The organism is Micromonospora sp. NPDC049049, assembly GCF_040649115.1.
GTDB lineage: Bacteria > Actinomycetota > Actinomycetes > Mycobacteriales > Micromonosporaceae > Micromonospora.
This window is the reverse complement of the sequence record NZ_JBEZEX010000014.1, coordinates 61,196-79,265: the sequence shown is the minus strand read 5'-3', so window position 1 is coordinate 79,265 and position 18,070 is coordinate 61,196. Positions and strand designations below refer to the sequence as shown.

At 71.0% G+C, this 18,070-nt stretch carries 18 protein-coding genes; 8 read left to right on the top strand and 10 right to left on the bottom strand.

The annotated features are described in order from the left end of the window. Window positions 1–6: 6 nt before the first annotated feature. The gene (locus tag AB0B68_RS16535; protein ID WP_357260766.1) at window positions 7–999 is read right to left on the bottom strand and encodes a carboxymuconolactone decarboxylase family protein; all 993 of its coding nucleotides are present in this window, start codon (window positions 997–999) and stop codon (window positions 7–9) included. A 144-nt stretch (window positions 1,000–1,143) separates the two neighbouring features. Here AB0B68_RS16535 and AB0B68_RS16530 point away from each other — a divergent pair, with 144 nt between their 5' ends. From AB0B68_RS16530 to AB0B68_RS16520, 3 genes are all read left to right on the top strand, one after another. Next, a complete protein-coding gene (locus tag AB0B68_RS16530) occupies window positions 1,144–2,274 on the top strand; it encodes a sensor histidine kinase (protein WP_357204099.1) in 1,131 nt (376 codons plus the stop codon). After that, window positions 2,271–2,933, top strand: a complete 663-nt coding sequence (locus tag AB0B68_RS16525; RefSeq protein WP_357260764.1) for a response regulator transcription factor — start codon at window positions 2,271–2,273, stop codon at window positions 2,931–2,933. Before AB0B68_RS16530 ends, AB0B68_RS16525 begins: the two co-directional genes overlap by 4 nt. A 107-nt stretch (window positions 2,934–3,040) precedes the next feature. After that, a complete protein-coding gene (locus AB0B68_RS16520; RefSeq protein ID WP_357260761.1) occupies window positions 3,041–3,754 on the top strand; it encodes a hypothetical protein in 714 nt (237 codons plus the stop codon). A gap of 12 nt (window positions 3,755–3,766) precedes the next feature. Here AB0B68_RS16520 and AB0B68_RS16515 read toward each other — a convergent pair whose 3' ends face one another. The 3 genes from AB0B68_RS16515 to AB0B68_RS16505 all read right to left on the bottom strand — a co-directional run bounded on the left by AB0B68_RS16515 (window position 3,767) and on the right by AB0B68_RS16505 (window position 8,670). Then, the gene (locus tag AB0B68_RS16515) at window positions 3,767–4,504 is read right to left on the bottom strand and encodes a class I SAM-dependent methyltransferase (protein WP_357260758.1); all 738 of its coding nucleotides are present in this window, start codon (window positions 4,502–4,504) and stop codon (window positions 3,767–3,769) included. Between the two features lie 330 nt (window positions 4,505–4,834). Continuing rightward, window positions 4,835–5,359 carry a YfbM family protein gene (locus tag AB0B68_RS16510; RefSeq protein WP_357260870.1) on the bottom strand — a complete coding sequence of 175 codons (525 nt, stop codon included), beginning with the start codon at window positions 5,357–5,359 and terminating at the stop codon, window positions 4,835–4,837. 314 nt (window positions 5,360–5,673) lie between these two features. After that, window positions 5,674–8,670, bottom strand: a complete 2,997-nt coding sequence (locus tag AB0B68_RS16505; RefSeq protein WP_357260755.1) for a glycoside hydrolase family 95 protein — start codon at window positions 8,668–8,670, stop codon at window positions 5,674–5,676. A 423-nt stretch (window positions 8,671–9,093) separates the two neighbouring features. On the opposite strand from AB0B68_RS16505, the gene AB0B68_RS16500 reads away from it, so the two are divergent. Further along, complete coding sequence (locus tag AB0B68_RS16500) at window positions 9,094–10,116, top strand: hypothetical protein (RefSeq protein WP_357204089.1); 1,023 nt, start codon at window positions 9,094–9,096, stop codon at window positions 10,114–10,116. Here AB0B68_RS16500 and AB0B68_RS16495 read toward each other — a convergent pair. After that, on the bottom strand, window positions 10,071–10,913 hold the full coding sequence (locus AB0B68_RS16495; RefSeq protein ID WP_357204087.1) for a helix-turn-helix transcriptional regulator: 843 nt from the start codon (window positions 10,911–10,913) through the stop codon (window positions 10,071–10,073). The two genes, AB0B68_RS16500 and AB0B68_RS16495, sit on opposite strands and share 46 nt — an antisense overlap. Window positions 10,914–11,034: 121 nt before the next feature. Here AB0B68_RS16495 and AB0B68_RS16490 point away from each other — a divergent pair, with 121 nt between their 5' ends. Continuing rightward, window positions 11,035–11,379, top strand: a complete 345-nt coding sequence (locus tag AB0B68_RS16490) for a DUF1330 domain-containing protein (protein ID WP_357204085.1) — start codon at window positions 11,035–11,037, stop codon at window positions 11,377–11,379. A gap of 91 nt (window positions 11,380–11,470) precedes the next feature. Further along, window positions 11,471–12,346: an alpha/beta hydrolase gene (locus AB0B68_RS16485; RefSeq protein WP_357204084.1), complete on the top strand. Its 876-nt coding sequence runs from the start codon at window positions 11,471–11,473 to the stop codon at window positions 12,344–12,346. Between the two features lie 7 nt (window positions 12,347–12,353). On the opposite strand, the gene AB0B68_RS16480 is transcribed toward AB0B68_RS16485, so the two are convergent. Next, a complete protein-coding gene (locus tag AB0B68_RS16480) occupies window positions 12,354–12,584 on the bottom strand; it encodes a hypothetical protein (RefSeq protein WP_357204082.1) in 231 nt (76 codons plus the stop codon). A 125-nt stretch (window positions 12,585–12,709) separates the two neighbouring features. On the opposite strand from AB0B68_RS16480, the gene AB0B68_RS16475 reads away from it, so the two are divergent. Further along, window positions 12,710–13,105, top strand: a complete 396-nt coding sequence (locus AB0B68_RS16475; RefSeq protein WP_357204080.1) for a hypothetical protein — start codon at window positions 12,710–12,712, stop codon at window positions 13,103–13,105. Window positions 13,106–13,120: 15 nt separating this feature from the next. Here the strand turns inward: AB0B68_RS16475 and AB0B68_RS16470 are convergent, their stop codons facing one another. The 4 genes from AB0B68_RS16470 to AB0B68_RS16455 form a co-directional block, all read right to left on the bottom strand. Next, on the bottom strand, window positions 13,121–13,504 hold the full coding sequence (locus tag AB0B68_RS16470; protein ID WP_357260867.1) for a hypothetical protein: 384 nt from the start codon (window positions 13,502–13,504) through the stop codon (window positions 13,121–13,123). A gap of 112 nt (window positions 13,505–13,616) precedes the next feature. Continuing rightward, window positions 13,617–14,786, bottom strand: a complete 1,170-nt coding sequence (locus AB0B68_RS16465) for a hypothetical protein (protein ID WP_357260752.1) — start codon at window positions 14,784–14,786, stop codon at window positions 13,617–13,619. After that, the gene (locus tag AB0B68_RS16460) at window positions 14,783–15,298 is read right to left on the bottom strand and encodes a SigE family RNA polymerase sigma factor (RefSeq protein ID WP_357204076.1); all 516 of its coding nucleotides are present in this window, start codon (window positions 15,296–15,298) and stop codon (window positions 14,783–14,785) included. Before AB0B68_RS16460 ends, AB0B68_RS16465 begins: the two co-directional genes overlap by 4 nt. Window positions 15,299–15,560: 262 nt before the next feature. Continuing rightward, window positions 15,561–16,739, bottom strand: coding sequence for a MalY/PatB family protein (locus AB0B68_RS16455; RefSeq protein ID WP_357260749.1), 1,179 nt, complete (start codon window positions 16,737–16,739; stop codon window positions 15,561–15,563). Window positions 16,740–17,022: 283 nt separating this feature from the next. Here AB0B68_RS16455 and AB0B68_RS16450 point away from each other — a divergent pair, with 283 nt between their 5' ends. Then, window positions 17,023–18,069 carry an SMP-30/gluconolactonase/LRE family protein gene (locus tag AB0B68_RS16450; RefSeq protein ID WP_357260746.1) on the top strand — a complete coding sequence of 349 codons (1,047 nt, stop codon included), beginning with the start codon at window positions 17,023–17,025 and terminating at the stop codon, window positions 18,067–18,069. Window position 18,070 lies beyond the last annotated feature (1 nt).

Sequence of the window (18,070 nt, the reverse complement as noted above, 5' to 3'; positions counted from 1 at the left end):
TGCCTCCTAGAGGTGCGCCGAGGCGAGGGCCTGGGCGACGTGATCGGTGGCCGTGATCGCCCCGTACGCGACCAACCGCACGAGGTCGGCGTCGGCGGGGTGGGAGAGCCGCCAGAGAGCGACGTCACCCGGGCTGATCGCGCCGGGCGCGAACGCCGCCAGCAACGCGATCCGCGTCCCGACGCGGTCCGCGCCCGGCACGTCCCGGACCAGGTCGACGGCCCAGTCCGCGGGCCGCGCCGGGAACTGCCCGTCCTCCCAGCGCACCGTGGCCGTGACGGCCTGGCGCGCCACCGCGCCCAGCAGGTCGCCACCCCGGGTGGCGGCGTTCCGCAGCGACGCGTAGGCGACACCCACCGGGCTGTCCCCCGCCCAGGCGGGAGGTGATGCCGTCGGGTCGACGTCGAGCAGCGAAAGGCTCAGGCCGGGCTCCTTCGACTCCCGGGCCGCCCTGGCGTAGAGCCGGCCCCCGACCGAGCGCACCAGCGGGGAACGTTGCAGGCCGCCGGGGAGCAGATCGGGGTCGAGCAACGCGGAGACCACCCGGTTGATGAAGTGGAAGGCGAGCAGGGTGCCGGTGATCTCCGGGCCGTGGGTGCTGGTCCAGTCGGCGGATCTGGGGTTGCGGCTCGCCTGCGCCCAGCCGACGAGCGCGGCGTACCTCGGCTCGGCGGGCGTCTCGCCCCGGGCGACGGTCTCCGCCAGCTTCGGTGCGCCCAGCGCGTGCAGCAACAGCACGTGGGCGTCGACGCAGAACTGACACCGGTTGGCCCGGGAGACCGAAGCCGCGACGAGTTCGCGGTCGACCCGGGGCGCGTCCCCGGCGAGCAGCGCCTCCCGCATCAGAGCCCAGGTCGCGGCCAGCACCTCCGGCACGGCCGAGAGCGCCTGGAAGGTCGGCAACGGCCCGAGGAAGTCGTCGCGCAACTGTTGGTAGACGGCTGCGGTGCGGCCGGTGGCCGCCCTCGTCGGTGTGGGGGCGAAGAAGCGGTATGTCATGGGCTCGATGCTTGTTCCGGCGGGCCGGGAAAGCGTCGTGCCGTCGCAGACACTTGCCGCGCCGCTCATACCGCGTCCGTGGTACGCCGCAGCTACCACGCGCGCGGGATGCTCCACCGACGACGGCCGTTCTACAGTGCGACCATGCGCCGCGACCTCCCGTACGCCCTCGGCGGTCTCGCCCTCGGCGTCCTCCTGCTCGGCAACGCCGTGCTCACCCCGGACGCCGCGCCGGTCGAGGTGCTCGACGTCGCCCTGGTCCTCGCCACCGTGGTGGCCCTGGCGGCGTGCCGGCGATACCCGGTGGTGGCGCTGGGCGTGGTCACCGTCGCCATGCTGGCCGTTCACGTCCGGGTGCATCCCGGGGTGTCCGCCGCGTTCCCCGTCCTCTGCGCGGTCTACGTCAGCGCCTGGCAGGGACACCGGTTGGCCGCCGCCGTGGCCAGCCTCGTCTTCCTCGGTAGCTTCCTGGCCAGCGACATCTCGATGGCGCCGGCCGGCCGACCAGGCCAACTGGTCGCAGAACGGACGGCCCTGCTGCTCGGCTGGTTCGTGGCGGCCAACGTCGCCGGCCTCGTCGCGCGTCAGCGCCGGGCGTACCTGGAGCAGGTCGAGCAGCGGGCCGTCGAGGCCGAACGCACCCGCGAGGAGATGGCGTTGCGCCGCGCCGGGGAGGAGCGCCTGCGCATCGCCCGCGACCTGCACGACTCCCTGACCCACAGCATCTCCGTGATCAAGGTGCAGGCGGGGATCGCCGTGCACCTGGCCCGCAAACACGGCGAGGAGCCGTCGGCCACGCTGCTGGCGATCCAGGAGGCCAGCGGTGCCGCGATGCGGGAACTCCGCACGACCCTCGACGTCCTCCGCGCACCGACCGACGGCGATCGGGTCGGGCTGGCCCGGGTGGACGAGCTGGCCGAGCGGACCCGGGCGGTCGGCGTACCGGTGCAGGTGACCGTCACCGGCCAGCGCGGCGACCTGCCCGACGAGGTCGACCAGGCCGGGTACCGGGTCATCCAGGAGGCGCTCACCAACGTGGCCCGCCACGCCGGGCCCGCGACCGCGCACATTCAGGTGGAGTACGCCCCGGCGGGGCTGACCGTCGCGGTCAGCGACGACGGTCGGGCGTCGCCGACCGAGCCGCTGACCCCGGGCGTGGGCCTGCGCGGCATGCGGGAGCGGGTCAGCGCCCTGGGCGGCACACTGCGGACCGCCGCGCACGACGACCACGGGTTCACCGTACGGGCCACCTTCCCGCTGCGGGAGTCGGAATGATCCGGGTGCTGCTCGCCGACGACCAGGCGCTGATGCGGGCCGGCTTCCGGGCACTGCTCGACGCCGAGGACCACCTGGAGGTCGTCGGCGAGGCAACCGACGGCACCTCGGCCGTTCACCTGTCCCGGAGTCTGCGCCCGGACGTCGTCCTGATGGACGTGCAGATGCCGGGCCTCGACGGCATCGAGGCCACCCGGCGCATCGCCGCCGATCCCGACCTGGCCACGATCCGCGTTCTCATCCTCACCAACTACGGGCTCGACTCCTATGTGTTCGCGGCGCTCCGCGCGGGCGCCAGCGGCTTCCTCCTCAAGGACGCCGACCCCGCCGACCTGCTGCACGCCGTCACCGTCGTGGCGCGCGGCGACGCGCTGCTCGCGCCGACCGTCACCCGCACACTGATCAGTGAGTTCGTGGCCGGACCGCCGCCGGCCGTGCCGACCGCCGGACGCGACGTGCTGACTGCCCGGGAGCAGGAGATCGTCGAACTGGTCGCCCGTGGGCTGACCAACGACGAGATCGCCGCGCGCATGGTGATCAGTCCGCTGACCGCCAAGACACACGTCAACCGGGCGATGACGAAGCTGCACTGCCGCGACCGGGCCCAGTTGGTCGTGTGGGCGTACGAGTCGGGGCTGATCACGCCGCGTCGGCGGTGATCGCCGTCTTCGAGAGCCGAGTCGATCAACCCCCCTTCGGAACATGAGGGAGGGTCGACGCACTAGCATTGCCGCCGTCCGCGACGGCTCTGCTGAATCGAGGCGACATGCGTTGGCTCCGTCGATTGCTGGGCGGTAGGCGAGTCCAGCTCGACCCGGGACGCCAGCAGGCGCTGCTGCACGACGTCCAGTCCCGGTACGGCCCCCACGCGCGGGTCCGGTTCAACGAGCAGGTCGACGCGCTCACCGATTCGCTCGACAGTGACGACGGCCTGGTGGTGGCGACCCGGATCGTGAGTCAGGTCGCCGACGAGGCCCACGTGGACCTTCAGGCCCAGGCGCAGGAGATCCACCGGCGGACGGGCCGACGGCTGCTGGTGCACCGCCGTAACTACCGGCCGCTGTGGAAGGAGGCGGGCCCGGCCCTGCGCTGGCCGCTGTTCGCGTTGCCGTGTGGCTTCCACCCGTACGCGCAGGTGGCCGCCGCGGTCACCGTGGTCGGCAGCCGGGCGCCCCGGCTCGACCGGGTGACCGACCCGAACCCGGTGGTGACCCGCGTGTTCGAGGTGCTCGACCTGACCACCTCCGGCTGGGAGTACGGCCGGGTGCGGGTGGACACCGACGCCGCCACTTTGGCCGATCGGCTGATCGTCAGCGCCGGGCAGGTCCTCGCGGCCATGGACGACCCGCCGCGACTGCCACCCGCGGTCCGGGAGCTGATGCGTCGCAACAACACCGTCGCCGTGCACGATCCGGCCGGTCCTCGGGCGGTCGGCGGGATCAACCTGGGCGCGCGGATGCGGGAGGAGTTCCTGGTCTGAGCGCCGTCGGCGCTACTGATCGGGGCGCCGACGGGCGAGATGGACGATGAGGTCGGCGCGGAGCTCGACGGTCTCGGGCAGAACCTGTTCGATCTGGGCGAAGACCTGCTCCTGCGTGGAGGTCGACAGCTCGAGGTACGCCGAGATCGTCGACAGGTGCCCGACGTAGTCGCGCGCACTCATCGTCAGCCGACGCGCGATCACGGTCTGCTGCACATCGGTGAACCACTCGGACCGTTGGAGCTCGGTGCCCGGCCACTGCATGGCCTGCTCCGGGGGCGTGCCGTCGGGCGAGGGAATCTCGTCGCTCTCCAGGAAGGGTGCCCGGGCGGCGCGGACAGCGTCCGCCACCGCCGGGTCGACCAGCTGGGTGGGTCCACCGAACGAGGCGAACACGCCGCCGGGTTCCAGCAGCGCGGCCATCCGCGACCACCGCCCCTGCGGTGTCGTCCAGTGCAGGGCCGCCGCCGCGTAGACCAGGTGGTACGTCGCGCCGGGCCGCAGGTCCTCGAACGCGGCCCGCACGGTGTGAACGCCCGCTGGCACGTGCTTGCGCAGCTCGGCGAGCATGGCCCGGTCCGGCTCGGTCGCGGTGACAGTGACGCCCGCGGCGGCGAACAGCCGGGTCGCCTTGCCCGTGCCAGCGCCGATCTCCAGGGCCGTTCGAACGGGCCGGCCCGCGTACGTCAGCACCAGGTCGACAAGTTCGGCGGGGTACCCCGGTCGGTACTGTTCGTATTGTCTGGCCACCGATCCAAAGCTCAGTGCGCGAGCAGGCATGCCGCCAATCCTGTCACCACTCGCGTCGGTGACGCCCGATCTTTCCCGCGAACGGGTCGGCTGCGTGCCGGCGTGACGACAACTGCGCGCAACCGCTTGCCGGTCCGCCGAACACCGCTCGACCATGGGCGGATGGGGCCGGAGCGTCGGGTGATCGTCGGAGGCGGCCCGCGAGTTGCGGTTGTCCGACCAGAGCCGGGAACTGCACCGGTTGACGGGCACACCCGTGCACACGATGAACCCGATGAACCCGATTCTGTCGGGACACCTCGCCCGGCGCTCCGATGGCTGAACCGCCGCTCAGTCGAGCCAGCAGATCACCGCGGCGCCATCCCTGGCGGCCGCACCGAAGAAGCGTTGGACGTCGGGCAGGTAATGGGCCACCCACCCAAGTTGTCCGGGTCGGTCCCAGGTTCCGGGGTAGATGTCGGCCCGGACCAACTCCTGTGGGTCGACGCCCCGGATGAGGTCGTCCTGGGTGAGCTCGGCCAGGCGCGCGGCCGCCGTCGCGACGTCGACCGGTGTCAGATAGGAGGGCGGCCCGTAGCCCCAGTCGTCTTCGAGGTTCTCCAGGAAGTCGAACATCTCCTCGCTGTCGGGCTCGACGTCGGGCAGCTCCACGAACCGCTCCGCGCCCGAGACCAGCGGGATCTCGAAGCCCAGCCGATCGAGGAGGAACTCGAACCCGTCCCAGGCCTTGTCGATGCCGACCCAGCGTTCAGAGTTGTCGTTCCGTTGCGTCATCGCGAGGTCATAGGCCCAGCCGAGGTCTGTCCTCGCCCGCTCCAGTTCGTCGGGCGAAACGCGCAGCCAGTTGCCGTTCATACTCACCGCGGCAGCCTAAGTACCGGCTACGACAATTCCCGGACAGCGCCGACGTTCCCGCAGCCATGTTCCACCAGGTCGGGGTCGGCTCTCGCGGAACGTGTCGGGGGATGGGCCGCACGGGCCGCGACAAGAAACGACAAACTCGTTGCCGAGGCACGGCCACACCGAACACCATCGACGCGCACCCATCTGTCGACGTCGTCGTGCTCCCGCGCCGGGCGCAGCGCCGACCGCCGACCGCCGACGGCGACCGGGCCCGTCCCCAGGTGGGACGGGCCCGGTCGTGCTCCCCCGAGCAGGATTCGTTGCCGTCAGCCCCCGATCGCGATGGCGAAGATGTGCATGGTCGGCACGTTCGTCGCGGGACGGGCGCTGATGTTCGGCAACACGACCGAGGCCACCGCCTTGCTCTGCAACGCCACACCGACGTAGTAGACGCAGGCGGCGGTGTTCTGACGGCCGTTGTTGGGCCGGTTCTGGTACGCGGACACGATGGCCGCGGTGCCCCCGGAGTGCGGCCCGCCGTACCAGTCCGGCGAGCTCAACGTGAACGTCTGGCGGGTGCCGTCGGCGTAGACCACGGTGCCGGTCCCCGACACCGCTCCGTAGGTGCCGGTCAGCAGGAAGCCGAGCGTGCTGCCGGTGCCGGTCACGCTGATGGTCTGGCCCGAGGCGATGGCGTTGTCGGCGGCCCCGGAGCTGACGTTGGGCCAGCGGAAGTTGACTCCGTTGCGGCTCACCGTGCCCCCCGGGCTCGCACCGGCCTGCGCGAGGGCCTGCGCGGAGAGCGAGGCCCCACCGCCGTCGAAGTTCCCGACGTTGGTGTTGCTGTCGCTGGTGATGCCGACGTTGCTGAAGCTCTGCTCCAGCGTCGGCGTGGCGGCCCCGGAACTGGTGACCCGGTAGGTGCGCCCGGCCTGCACGGTGACCTCGATCAGGTCGGACTCGATCCGGGTGGTCCGGGCCGCCGTACCGTCGGCGGTGTCGACCACGGTGACGGTGCCGGTCAGGATCCGGGAGCGCAGGCGGACGGTGCCGGCCCGGTCCGGTCGGACGAGGATCTCGGTGGCCAGGCCGCTCGCCCAGGTGATGCCGACCGTGTGCCCGCCCCGACCGCGTAGACCGGTGACCCGCCCGCTCGGCCAGGCCGGCGGCAGCGCGGGCAGGACGTGCAGCTCGCCGGTGTGGCTCTGCAACAGCATCTCGGCGATGCCGGCTGTGGCGCCGAAGTTGCCGTCGATCTGGAACGGCGGGTGCAGGTCGAACATGTTGGGCGCGAGTCGCGCGGTGGTGGCGAGGTAGCGGATCAGGTCGTGGGCCCGCTTGCCCTCCTCCATCCGCGCCCAGAAGTTGATTTTCCAGGCCAGCGACCAGCCAGTGCCGTCGTCGCCGCGCAGCGCCAGGGTCCGCCGGGCGGCCTCGAACAGCTGTGGCGTGCCGCGCTTGGTGATCTGGTTGCTGGGGGCCAGCCCGTACAGGTGCGAGATGTGCCGGTGGTTGGGCTCGGTCTCCACCCAGTCGTACAGCCACTCCATGATGTTGCCGCGCGAGCCGACCTTCATCGGGGGAAGCCGGTCCCGGGTGGCACGCACCTGGGCCCGGAAGGTGCTGTCCACGTCGAGGATCTCGCTCGCCCGGGCGACGCCGTCGAACAGGTCCCGCAGGATCTGGTTGTCCATGGTGGGGCCCGCGCAGACGCTGGCGTTCGAGTGGTGACTCAGCTCCGGTGAGTTCGACGGGTTCGTCACCAGGTAACCGAGGGTCGGCTCGGTCACCAGGGTGTTGAGGAAGAACTGCGCGGCGCCCTTCATGGCCGGGTAGTTCGTCCGCAGGAACTCGATGTCGCCGTTGAACAGGTAGTGGTCCCAGATCAACGTGGACAGCCAGGCGCCGCCGGTCTGCCACATGCCCCAGAACGCGCCGTCCACCACCGCGGTGGCCCGCCACGCGTCCGTGTTGTGGTGGGTGACCCAGCCGCCGGCCCCGTACTGCACCTGGGCGGTCCGTGCTCCGGCGACGGCAAGATCTCTGACCATGTCGAAGACCGGGTTGTGGCACTCGGCCAGGTTCGTGGTGTTGGCCGGCCAGTAGTTCATCGGCAGGTTGGCGTTGATCGTGTACTTCGAGTCCCAGGATGGGGTCAGCGAGTCGTTCCAGATGCCCTGGAGGTTCGCCGGTTGGGTGCCGGGCCGCGAGGACGAGATCAGCAGGTACCTGCCGAACTGGAACAGCAGCGCCGAGAACTGCGGGTCGTTGACGCTGTTGTGCTGGGCGATCCGGACGTCCGTTGTCTGGTCGGCCGCCGACGTGCGGCCCAGATCCAGGCTGACCCGGTTGAACAGCGCCTGGTAGTCGGCCACGTGCCGGCTGCGCAACTGGTCGTAGCTGCTGGCCCGCGCGCTGGTGAGCCGCTGCCGGGCGATGCCCTGGTAGTCGCCGCCGACGTTGCGGTAGTTGACGTAGCTGGAGCCGATGGAGATCAGCAGGACCACGCTGTTGGCGTTCGTCACCCGCAGGGTGCCGCCGGAACTGGACACACTGCCGCCGCTGATCGTCGCGTTGGCGAGGGCGAGGAAACGGACCTGGCCGGTGACGCCCTCCATGTTTCCGGATACGCCGTCGAGGCCGATGGTGGTGCCGTCGGGGCTGGACACCGACGTCCGCTGCGGGCTGTCGAAGGTGGCGGTGAAGCTGATCGAGCCGGTCCGGTCGGCGGTCAGTCGCATGGCGATGACCTGATCCGGCGCGCTCGCGAACACCTCCCGTTGGTGGCGAACGCCGTTGAGCACGTACGACGTCGTCACGGTGGCGGTGGTGAGGTCGAGCGTCCGGTCGTACTGTGACGCTCCGCTGGCGGAACCGAACGCGAGCCGGAGGTTGCCGACGGTCTGGTAGGCGAGCTGACCACCGGGGTTGCCCATCATGGTCTGGTTGATCAGATCCTGGGCCTGGGTCCACTGGTTCGCGTTGACCAGCCGCCGGATCTCCGGCAGCGCCGCCGCGCCTCGGGTGTTGCTGGGGTCGTGCGGCCCACCGGCCCAGACGGTGTCCTCGTTGAGCTGGAGCCGCTCGGTGTCGACGTTGCCGAAGACCATCGCGCCGAGCCGGCCGTTGCCGATCGGCAGCGCCCGCAGCCAGTCGGTGCCGGCCCCTTCGTCATACCAGAGGGCGAGATCCCCGGCGGCCAACACCTGCGGCGGGGCCGCCGCGTCGGCCTTGGCCACCGCGGTCCAGGGCACCGGCAGGAGAGCACCACCCGCGCCGGCTGCGCCGACCTTGAGGGCCTGCCGTCGGGTCAGGTCTGACATCGATCCTCCAAACGGTGGCCAGTCCGGCCACCCCGAAGCGTGACAACTATGGGACTCGACATGGGGATCCGCTTGGTGGGGCCAACCGGGACCCTGCCTGAGCAGGCCGACGCCGGGCCTTGGCGCGCCAGACATCTGATGTGTTTCGGGAAGGTTACTCCGGGGGCACAGAATAGGCAACGGTCGATCGATCGATGGATACGGTGACCATCTGGCCGGTCAGCAAGACGCAAGGGCAGATGGGCAGCGTCGCGCAGACTCGGCACCGCGCAGCGATCCGCCAGAATCACGCCGACGAGCACTCACCTCGATGGACATACATCGGATGTACGCAGGCGGGCTGGCGAGCTAGCTCCCGTACGCAATCGGGTTGTCCTCTGCCGGCGCACGGGTGACCATGGGCGACATGGCGGGAGCTCGGGGGTGAGATCGCCTCTTCAAGGTGGGCTACCGCCCGGCAGCGCCGTGGTGGTCGGGGCCGTCGTGGAGATCGCCTGCGACGAGTCGGGATTCTCGGGTACGAACCTGCTGCACTCGACCGCCCCGGTGATCACGCACGCGAGCGTCGACCTGACCGTCGACGAGGCGGTCGGGCTCATCACCGCCCTGCGGTCCGGGTTCCGGTTCTCGCCGCACGAACTCAAGTCCGGCCGGTTCCTGCGCGGTTCGGGTGCGCAGGAGGCACTGGAGTGGTTTCTGGCGGCGCTGGCCGGCCGCGCGCACGTCCACCTCATCGACAAGGAGTTCTTCCTCGTCACCCGGATCGTGGACTTCCTGCTGACCGAGCCGTCGTACGCGGCGGGCACCCACCTGGCTCGCGAGCACCATCCGGCGGCTCTCGCCCTGCACGAGGCCGGACGCGCGACCGGAGGCGACTGGGGCACCTTCCTGTCGGCGTTCGTCGATCTGGTCCGGATGAAGCGGCGACTTCCGGTCGATCAGACCGTGCAGCGGTTCTTCCAGGCCCGGGACGCGCTGCGGCGACACGGCCTCGGCACGGTGGCCGACGCCGTCCTCGACGGGCTCGACCCGAGCCACGTTCGGGCCGTGGTGGCCAGGCTCGACGTCGACGACCGCACGGTCCCTCCCCCACTGGAACCGCTGCTTCCGGCGCTGGCGGAGACGGTCCTGTCCTGGAGCCGCGGCCAGCGGCAGGTGCTGGTGACCCACGACGAGCAGAGCGCCCTGACGGCCGACCGCCTTACCCGCCTCCAGCGGGTGTTGGCCGACGGCTACGCGTCGGCGGCCGGCGCCGACCGGGCCGGGGCGTTACCGAACGGAGTGTCGCCCCTGGCAGGGCTGGTGATGGTCGACTCCCGCGACGATCCGCGCGTGCAGGTAGCGGATCTCCTCGCCGGAGTGGCCCGGCGGATGCCCGGCATCATCGACGACACGCTCCGTCAGCCGCCGCCCGCTCCCCCAGGGGGACGGGCAGCCGAGTCATGATCGGCACGGGCCCGGAGGGTCTGCGTGGTCGCCGAGTCAGCGGGAAAGAACGCCTCGACGGCCAACCCGGCGACTGTGACCTCCCGCGGCGTACCGAAGAGGGTCGTGGTGCTGACGAAGGACAACTCCTGGTCACGGTGCCGGTAGCGCAGCGGGACGAGAACACGTGAGAGGGCATCGCCTGGCGGTGTCGTCTCGACGTCGCCACCGGGGTAGCCGCGAAGCTCCTCGTACAGGTCGTACAGGATCGGGTCGTTGGTTGTCGTCGCCTGCTGGTGCAGCCGTTTCAGCAGGTGGGCGCGCCACTCGGGCAGGTTGACGATGCGCGGTGCCAGACCGTCGGGGTGCAGGCTGAGGCGCAGCACGTTGATCGGTGGAGTGAGCAGGTGGGGCTGCGCGTCCATGGTGAACAGGGCGACGGCGGGGTTGGCGTCGACGAGGTGCCAGTGCTGGTCGACGAGCAGCGCGGGGTACGGGCTGTGACCATCGAGGATCCGCCGTACGGCGGCGCGAACCGGTGTCAGCTCGGGGTCGCCCAGTTCGTGGCGCGGGAAGGCGGGCGCGTAACCGCCGGCGAGCAGCATCGTGTTGCGCTCGGCCAGCGGCATCTCCAGGTGTTCGGCCAGCCGCAGGATGAGGTCGGGGCTCGGCCGGGACCGCCCGGTCTCGACGAAGCTCAGGTGCCGGGCCGACACTCCCGCCTCGATCGACAGGTCGAGCTGGCTCATTCCGCGAGTCCGGCGCCAGTCGCGCAGCAGCTCCCCCACTGGTCGCCCGTGCCGGGTCGAGATCGTCACGCACCGACAGTAATTCCGCACCGACGGCCGAGCCATTACCTGCGAGGTAATCGACAGCCCACCACGACACCGGAAGAATCGACTCCCACCTCAGAAAACACAACGCGGAGGACGGACATCCATGACCGCGTACGCGCTCGCACACCTCCGGAAGGCACCCGTCCACGCCGAGGTGCTGACCTACCTGGAGCGCATCGACGCCACCCTCGCGCCTTTCGCGGGCCGGTTCATCGTCCACGGCGGCACCGTCGACGTCCTGGAGGGCGACTGGCCCGGCGACGTGGTCGTCATCGAGTTTCCCGACCTGAGCCAGGCCCGCTCCTGGTACCGGTCCAGCGCCTATCAGGAGATCAAGCCCCTGCGGACGAGGCACCTCACCGGCGAGGTGATTCTCGTCGACGGAGTCGAGCCGGGCCACGACTCGTCGCGGATGGCCGCGGCCATTCGCCGCGCCACCGATCGGTAGCACCCGACGCGCGAGCGCCGTCCCGAAGAACCCGACGGCTCGCCGCCCGCAAGGCACCCCGACACAGGTCAGCCGTCCGTAGTCTCATCAAATGCAGGACATCCAGACGCACACCCTGGCCATTCCCGGCGTCGACCTGGTCTACGACGTCCGCGGCCCGCTACCTCCCACCGGCGCCCATCGTGCGCTGCTCCTGATCGGCCAACCGATGGCGGCCGAGGGCTTCACCGCGCTCGCCCCGCACTTCACGGACCGCACCGTCCTCACCTACGATCCGCGTGGTCTGGGCCGCAGCGTCCGCACTGACGGTCGCTCCGACCACACGCCGCAGCAGCAGGCCGCCGACCTGCACGCGCTCCTTCAGGCACTCGAGGTCGGTCCGGTCGACGTGTTCGCCAGCAGCGGCGGCGCGGTGACCGCACTCGAACTGGTCGCCACCCACCCCGACGACATCGCCACCCTGGTGGCGCACGAACCGCCGATCAACGCCGTGCTCCCCGACGCCACGGCCGCCGAGCGCGCCCGCGCCGACTTCTACGAGGCGTACCAGGCGAAGGGCCCGGGTGCGGGAATGGCCGCGTTCATCGCCATGACGTCCTGGCAGGGCGAGTTCACCGACGCCTACTTCGCCCAGCCCGCTCCCGACCCGGCGACGTTCGGGATGACCGACGACGACGACGGCCGCCGCGACGATCCGCTGCTGTCGCAGAACTCGTGGGCGATCACCGACTACCGTCCCGACGCGACTGTGCTCACCGCCGCGCCCACCCGGATCGTGGTCGCCGTCGGTGAGGAGTCGGCCGGAACGTACACCGCTCGCACCGCCCTGGGCCTCGCGGCGCTGCTCGGCCAGGAGGCCGTGGTGTTCCCGAGCCACCACGGCGGGTTCCTCGGCGGCGAGTTCGGCTACGCGGGCAAGCCGGAGGAGTTCGCCGAGCGTCTGCGGGAGGTGCTGGACGCCGGCTGACCTCTGCTCAACCGGTCGCCTCGGAGTAGACCTCGACGTCGTAGAGCAGCTGCACATCGCGGCGGCCGTTGGTGACGCCGACGAAGACCGGATCACCGCACGGGGTGCGGCCCTGACGCCACACCTGTTCCCGGGCCGCCTCCCGCGACTCGTGATGGGTTTTGCCCTGCTGATGCAGTTGCACCACCCGACGGGCGGTGCCCCGGTCGGTGCCGAGGTGGATTCGCAGGAGAGGCACGCCGGGACCTCCTTGCTCGACGCTGAATCTCGTGCGGCTGGCCGACCAGCCGTATCGTGAGACGCGGGGGCGACGATCCGCCGTCTTCGATTAAACGCCACCCGCTGCGGTCGAGGAGGGCATTTATGACTGGTCTGGCGACCGTCGGCGCACTCGTGGGTGTCCTGCTCGTCGGTCTCGTGATCCTCATCCGTAAGCCGGCCAACACCCGCTCGGTGCTCAGATGGTCGGCCCTGGCGATCACTGTGCTGGTGGCCGCCGTGCTGGTGCCCTTCACCGTGGACGACTCGGGCGCGGCGGCCGGCTATCTGCTCGGCGTCCCCGTTGTCGCGGCGTTGCTGCCCGTCCTCGCGCAGCAGACCGGGCGGCTGACCATCGTCGCCGACCTGGTGGCCGCGCTCGTGCTCACCGGATGGGGTCTGCTGCTCGGGCTGGGCATCGGTGTCGCGTTCCTACCAGCGGTGATACTCCTCATCGCCAGCGCCGCGGGCAGCTGGGCGCCGCGACCGTCCACCACGTGACCCGGTGACCCGCTGTCAGCCGTCCGGGGTGAACAGCCCCTGTACGCCGACGACGATCGCGATGAGGCCGAAGATCACGAGCAACAGCCGGACACCGGTAGCACCGTCCGACCGCTCGTCGCGCGGCGTCGACCGCCCGGTCAACCGGCCCCACAGCAGGGCGAGCCCCACACCGATCCCCACCACCTCGAAGTGGAACACCCGGGGCCCGGACACCAGGTGGACGATCAGGTAGTAACCGCCGGTCACCAACGCCACGAGGCCGACCACCCACGCGATCGGGGCGGCCCGACCGGCGAGGCGGCCCAGGTCGTCGCCGACCCGCGGCAGCAGCCGCAGCACCGCCACGGCGAGCAGGAAGCCACCGACGATGTTGGCGAGGTCGAGCAGCAGAGCCATAATCACGGGAAGTCTCCGTCGATCGGGTGATCAGCCGGTGGGAGCGTACCCACGGAACCGGTCGGTTGAAACGGTCCGGACGGCACGCCCCCCAGGCTGAGCCGATCAACCCTCAGCGTGTGCACCGCCACACCAGCGGCCGATACGCCTCGTTCTCGTAGACGGCCCCGACCACCGTCAGGCCGTCGCCGCTGATCCCCTCGGCCGTGTACGTGCCCGCCTCGGTCGCCCGGACCTCCGGTCGACCCGGCAACCGGCGGGAGGTGCCGTCCGGCGCCACGACCAGCGGCGCACCGTCGGCGACCAGCACGTCACCACTGCCGGCGATGCCGCTCGCCCCCGGGAAGGGCAACAGGCTCACCGCCCCGGTGGCGAGGTTCCACCGCACCGGCAGCATCTGCACGGCGCCGCTGCGTTGGTCGCCGGGAACCATGCCGATCGCCCATTCGCCCTGCGCCGACTCGACCGACGCACGCGGATACCCGTCGGGCACCGCCAACGTCGCCCCGACGCCCTGCGGCGTCCACCGGTAGGGCCGATCGTTGACGGTGCCGACGATAGTGCCGTCCTCGGTGATCCCGGTCGCGGACGACCCACGCTGGCCGACCAGCCGGTGCTTCTGGGGGTGGTCCGTCGACCACAGCACAGCCTGGTGCGAGTCGTCGGACCTGCGGGCGGTGCCGACGATGTCGCCACGACCGTTGACGGCGTGCACGAGCACCGCGTCGTAGCCGGGCGGCGTGGCCAGGAAACGCAGCTTCCCGTCCCGGTACAGCCAGCCGGTGCCGTCTCCGTTGGTGCCCACCACATAGCCACGGGTGTTGACCGCGGCCGCGTGCCGCGCGGTCGCCGGCAGGACGACCGGACGGCCGTCGGTCCACAGCACGACCCGTCCGTCCTCCTGCCCGGTGCCGATGTCGCCGACGATGTGCCGTCCGGTGGGATCGACGCTGTTGGCCACCGCGACCGAACCCTTGACCGGCTGCGGCAACCACGACGCCTGGCAGGTGATCGGCGGGTGCGGGGCGATCGACCCGGTGTTCTCGGGCGTCACCGCGAGCGCGGGCGGGGTCGGAGCCGGCGGACCGGTGGTCGCACCGACCTGGACGGCACCCACGACACCGACCCCGGCCAGCACCGTCAGCGCGGCGATCCCGCCGACTCGGCGACGCCGTCGGCGCCGCCGACCGTCGCGGACCGCCCGGCTCAGGTCGACCCGAGGCTCCGGCACCGGCGCCGCCCGCAGCAGCTCGGCGATCCGCTGCTCGTCCACCGTTGTCATCTCGGACTCCTCACTGACATCTCGGTCACGTCGAGCACCTGGCGGACGGCCGCCAACGCCCGAGCCGTCTGCGACTTCACGTTGCCTTCCGAGCAGCCCATCGCGGCGGCCGTGTCGGTCAACGACAGGTCGCACAGGAACCGCAGGACCAGCACGGTGCGCTGGCCGCGCGGGAGGCGGGCGAGCGCGGCGAGCAGGTTGTCCCGCTCGGCCAGGTCGTCGTGCGGCGTCACCGGCGAGCGCTCCGGCTCCGGCACCGACCCCAGCAGGCGAACCTTCGCCCAGTTCAACCGCTTCTCATCGACGAGCTTGTGCACCAGCATCCGGTGTACGTACGCGTCGACGTTGTCGGCCCGGCTGACCCGGCGCCAGTTCACGTAAAGCGCCGTGACCGTCTGCTGCACCACGTCGTCGGCCAGATGGGCGTCGCCGCACATCAGGAACGCGGTCCGATGCAGGCTCGGCAGTCGCGCGGAGACGTACTCCACGAACTCACCCTCGGCTTCCACCATCGAGGCTCCCTCCTCCGCATGCTCGACGGGACCGGACGGTCATCAGGTTGCGTCCCCGTCGAAGAACGCTCGGAAGCCCTACCGCTCGGCCGGGCCGGGGACCCGGCCCGGCCACACCCGGACGGGTCAGCGAGGCGCCGGGCCGCCGCTGGTCTGGAGGTCGAGACCGGCGGCGCGCAGAGTGGACGGCTGGAGATATCGGTACGTCTGGACGGCGTTCACGGGCACACCGTGGAACCACCGACCGACACCAGTGCCGGTCTCAGCCGACGGCGCTGGTCATCCGGTGTACCGCCTCGATGATGAGTTCCGGTGCGGTGGCCAGGTTCAGTCGGACGTGCCCGACACCGCCGGTGCCGAACGCCAGTCCGGAGTTCAGCGCCACCCGGCCACGGTCGAGGAACACAGCGGCCGGGTCGTCGCCGAGGCCCAGGGCGCGGCAGTCCAGCCAGGCCAGATAGGTGGCCTGACCGGGCTGGTAGCGGACGGCCGGCAGGTGCTCGGCGAGCTGCGCGGCCAGGAGCCGGCGGTTGTCGTCCAGGCCGGTCAACAGGGCGTCGAGCCACTCGCCACCGTCGCGGAAGGCAGCGGTGTGGGCGATCACGCCGAGGTGGCTGGTGCTGACGCTGACCCCGAACGGGACGCGAGCGAGGTCACCGGCCGCGGCCGGGCCGGCGATCAGGAGCCCGCCGCGCAGGCCGGCGAGGTTCCACCCCTTGGAGGCGGACACCAGCGACAGGCCGTTCTCCGCGCCCTGCACCGAGAGGTACGGCACGAACCGCGCTCCCCCGGCCACCACCGGAGCGTGGATCTCGTCGGCGACCACCCGCACCCCGTGCCGTTGGGCCAGTCCGGCGACGGCGGTCAACTCGGCCGCGCTGTGCACGACACCGGTCGGGTTGTGCGGGCTGCAGAGCAGGTACGCGGCCCGCCGTCCACCGGCACGAGTCCGCCGGAACGCATCCTCCAGGGCTGCGAGGTCGATCCGCAGGTCCTCGCCGAGCGGCGCCTCCACGATCCGGCGGCCGGCGTGCGCCACGGACTCGTAGAACGGCGGGTAGACCGGGCAGTTGACGATCACCGCGTCCCCCGGCTCGGTGACCAGTCGCAGCGCCTCGACGACGCCGTGCATGACGTCGGGCACCAGCGCGGTGCGCTCCACGGCCAGCCCGTCCCAACCCCACCGCCGCGCGGCGAACTCGGCCACCGCCTGCGGGTACGCCGTTCCGGCGGGGTAGCCGGTGTCGCCGCGCGCGACGGCGTCGGTGATTGCCCGTGCGACCGGCTCGGCCAGGGGCACGTCCATCTCGGCCACCCAGAGCGGCAGCACGTCGTCGGGGTACTCCCGCCACTTGAGGCTCGTCCGCTGCCGAAGCTGCTCGATCGTGAGCTGGCGGAGGGGATTGACCGCGGTTCGGGCACCACTGAGCAGGCCACTCATGTCCCCACCCTATTCCTTGCCTCCAGCCGACGCTCGGGGTCACCGTTGATGTGTCCACTGTGGTTGTTTCGGAAGGATTTCCGGAGACCGCTTTAGCATTTACCAGCGTCTTTGTGATTGCAATCCGCGTGCCGCTCGGAATCAACGCCGAAAGATTGCTGCGAGTTGCCAGTTCATCACCTAGGCTCCCGAATGCCCACATCGACGGCCCGCCCTCACGCCGTGCCAGCCACCGACCTTGCACGCCGGCCATCGCAACCCTCGACGCCGATTGGAGTGTTCGATGACCTGGCGTCCAACCATTGCCGCACTGGCCGGCCTGTGCCTGGCGGTCAGCGCCACCCCCCTGCCCGCCGGTGCTGCCGTCGCCGCCGCGCACGTCAGCGCTCACGCCGCGCTCGCCGGTCCGCCCGGCGCACCGCCCGGGGCCTGCCCGACGGGGGGCAGTTACGGCTCGCCGCTGCCGGCCAGCACCGTGACGGCCCCGCGAATCCAGGGCGGGTTCACGTTCCTCGAAGGGCCGGTCTGGGTCGCCGACGGCGGCTACCTGCTGTTCTCCGACATGACCGCCGGCACCGGGCCGTACAACGTCCAGCCGTCGACGATCCGCCGGTTCACCGCGCCCGCCACCTTCGACACGTTCATCACCAACGCCGGCAGCAACGGCCTGGCGCTCAGCGCCGACGCCCAGCAACTCGTCGCGGCCACCCACGACCAGCGGAGCGTGTCGTCGTACCGGCTGAGCGACCGGGCCCGCAGCACCGTCGCGCCCAACTACCAGGGCCGGGCGTTCAACTCGCCGAACGACGTCGCGGTCCGTTCCGACGGCGTCGTCTACTTCACCGACCCCAACTTTCAGCGCGGCAACCGCCCCGACCAGATGAGCGGGCGCACCAGCGTCTTCCGCGTCTCCAACGGGCAGGTGTCGCTGGTCGACGACCGGTTGCGCCAACCCAACGGCATCTCGCTCTCAACCGACGGGACGGCGTTGTACGTGGGTGCCTACTCGGAGAACAAGATCTACAAGTACGCGGTGCAGCCCGACGGCAGCATCGGGGCCCGCAGCGTCTTCGTGAACTACATCGGCGGCCCGGACGGCGGCACGATCGACTGCGCCGGCAACGTGTACTGGACCTCGGGTGGGGACTCCCTGGTCCACGTCTACTCCCCCGCGGGCACCGAGCTCGGCACGATCCGGTCCGGCAACTCCGGCACGACCAATGTGGCGTTCGGCGGCCCCGACCGGCAGACCCTCTTCGTCACGTCGGGCCGCTGGGGTGACTCCGGGCTGTACAGCGTGCGGCTCAACGTCCCCGGATATCCGTACTGAC

Coding starts and splice junctions, on each gene's coding strand:
- AB0B68_RS16505 (WP_357260755.1), bottom strand. CDS start 8,670: ATGTCAGACCTGACCCGACGGCAGGCCCTCAAGGTCGGCGCAGCCGGC.
- AB0B68_RS16470 (WP_357260867.1), bottom strand. CDS start 13,504: ATGGCTCTGCTGCTCGACCTCGCCAACATCGTCGGTGGCTTCCTGCTC.
- AB0B68_RS16475 (WP_357204080.1), top strand. CDS start 12,710: ATGACTGGTCTGGCGACCGTCGGCGCACTCGTGGGTGTCCTGCTCGTC.
- AB0B68_RS16535 (WP_357260766.1), bottom strand. CDS start 999: ATGACATACCGCTTCTTCGCCCCCACACCGACGAGGGCGGCCACCGGC.
- AB0B68_RS16510 (WP_357260870.1), bottom strand. CDS start 5,359: ATGAACGGCAACTGGCTGCGCGTTTCGCCCGACGAACTGGAGCGGGCG.
- AB0B68_RS16450 (WP_357260746.1), top strand. CDS start 17,023: ATGACCTGGCGTCCAACCATTGCCGCACTGGCCGGCCTGTGCCTGGCG.
- AB0B68_RS16520 (WP_357260761.1), top strand. CDS start 3,041: ATGCGTTGGCTCCGTCGATTGCTGGGCGGTAGGCGAGTCCAGCTCGAC.
- AB0B68_RS16530 (WP_357204099.1), top strand. CDS start 1,144: ATGCGCCGCGACCTCCCGTACGCCCTCGGCGGTCTCGCCCTCGGCGTC.
- AB0B68_RS16465 (WP_357260752.1), bottom strand. CDS start 14,786: ATGACAACGGTGGACGAGCAGCGGATCGCCGAGCTGCTGCGGGCGGCG.
- AB0B68_RS16460 (WP_357204076.1), bottom strand. CDS start 15,298: ATGGTGGAAGCCGAGGGTGAGTTCGTGGAGTACGTCTCCGCGCGACTG.
- AB0B68_RS16525 (WP_357260764.1), top strand. CDS start 2,271: ATGATCCGGGTGCTGCTCGCCGACGACCAGGCGCTGATGCGGGCCGGC.
- AB0B68_RS16485 (WP_357204084.1), top strand. CDS start 11,471: ATGCAGGACATCCAGACGCACACCCTGGCCATTCCCGGCGTCGACCTG.
- AB0B68_RS16455 (WP_357260749.1), bottom strand. CDS start 16,739: ATGAGTGGCCTGCTCAGTGGTGCCCGAACCGCGGTCAATCCCCTCCGC.
- AB0B68_RS16490 (WP_357204085.1), top strand. CDS start 11,035: ATGACCGCGTACGCGCTCGCACACCTCCGGAAGGCACCCGTCCACGCC.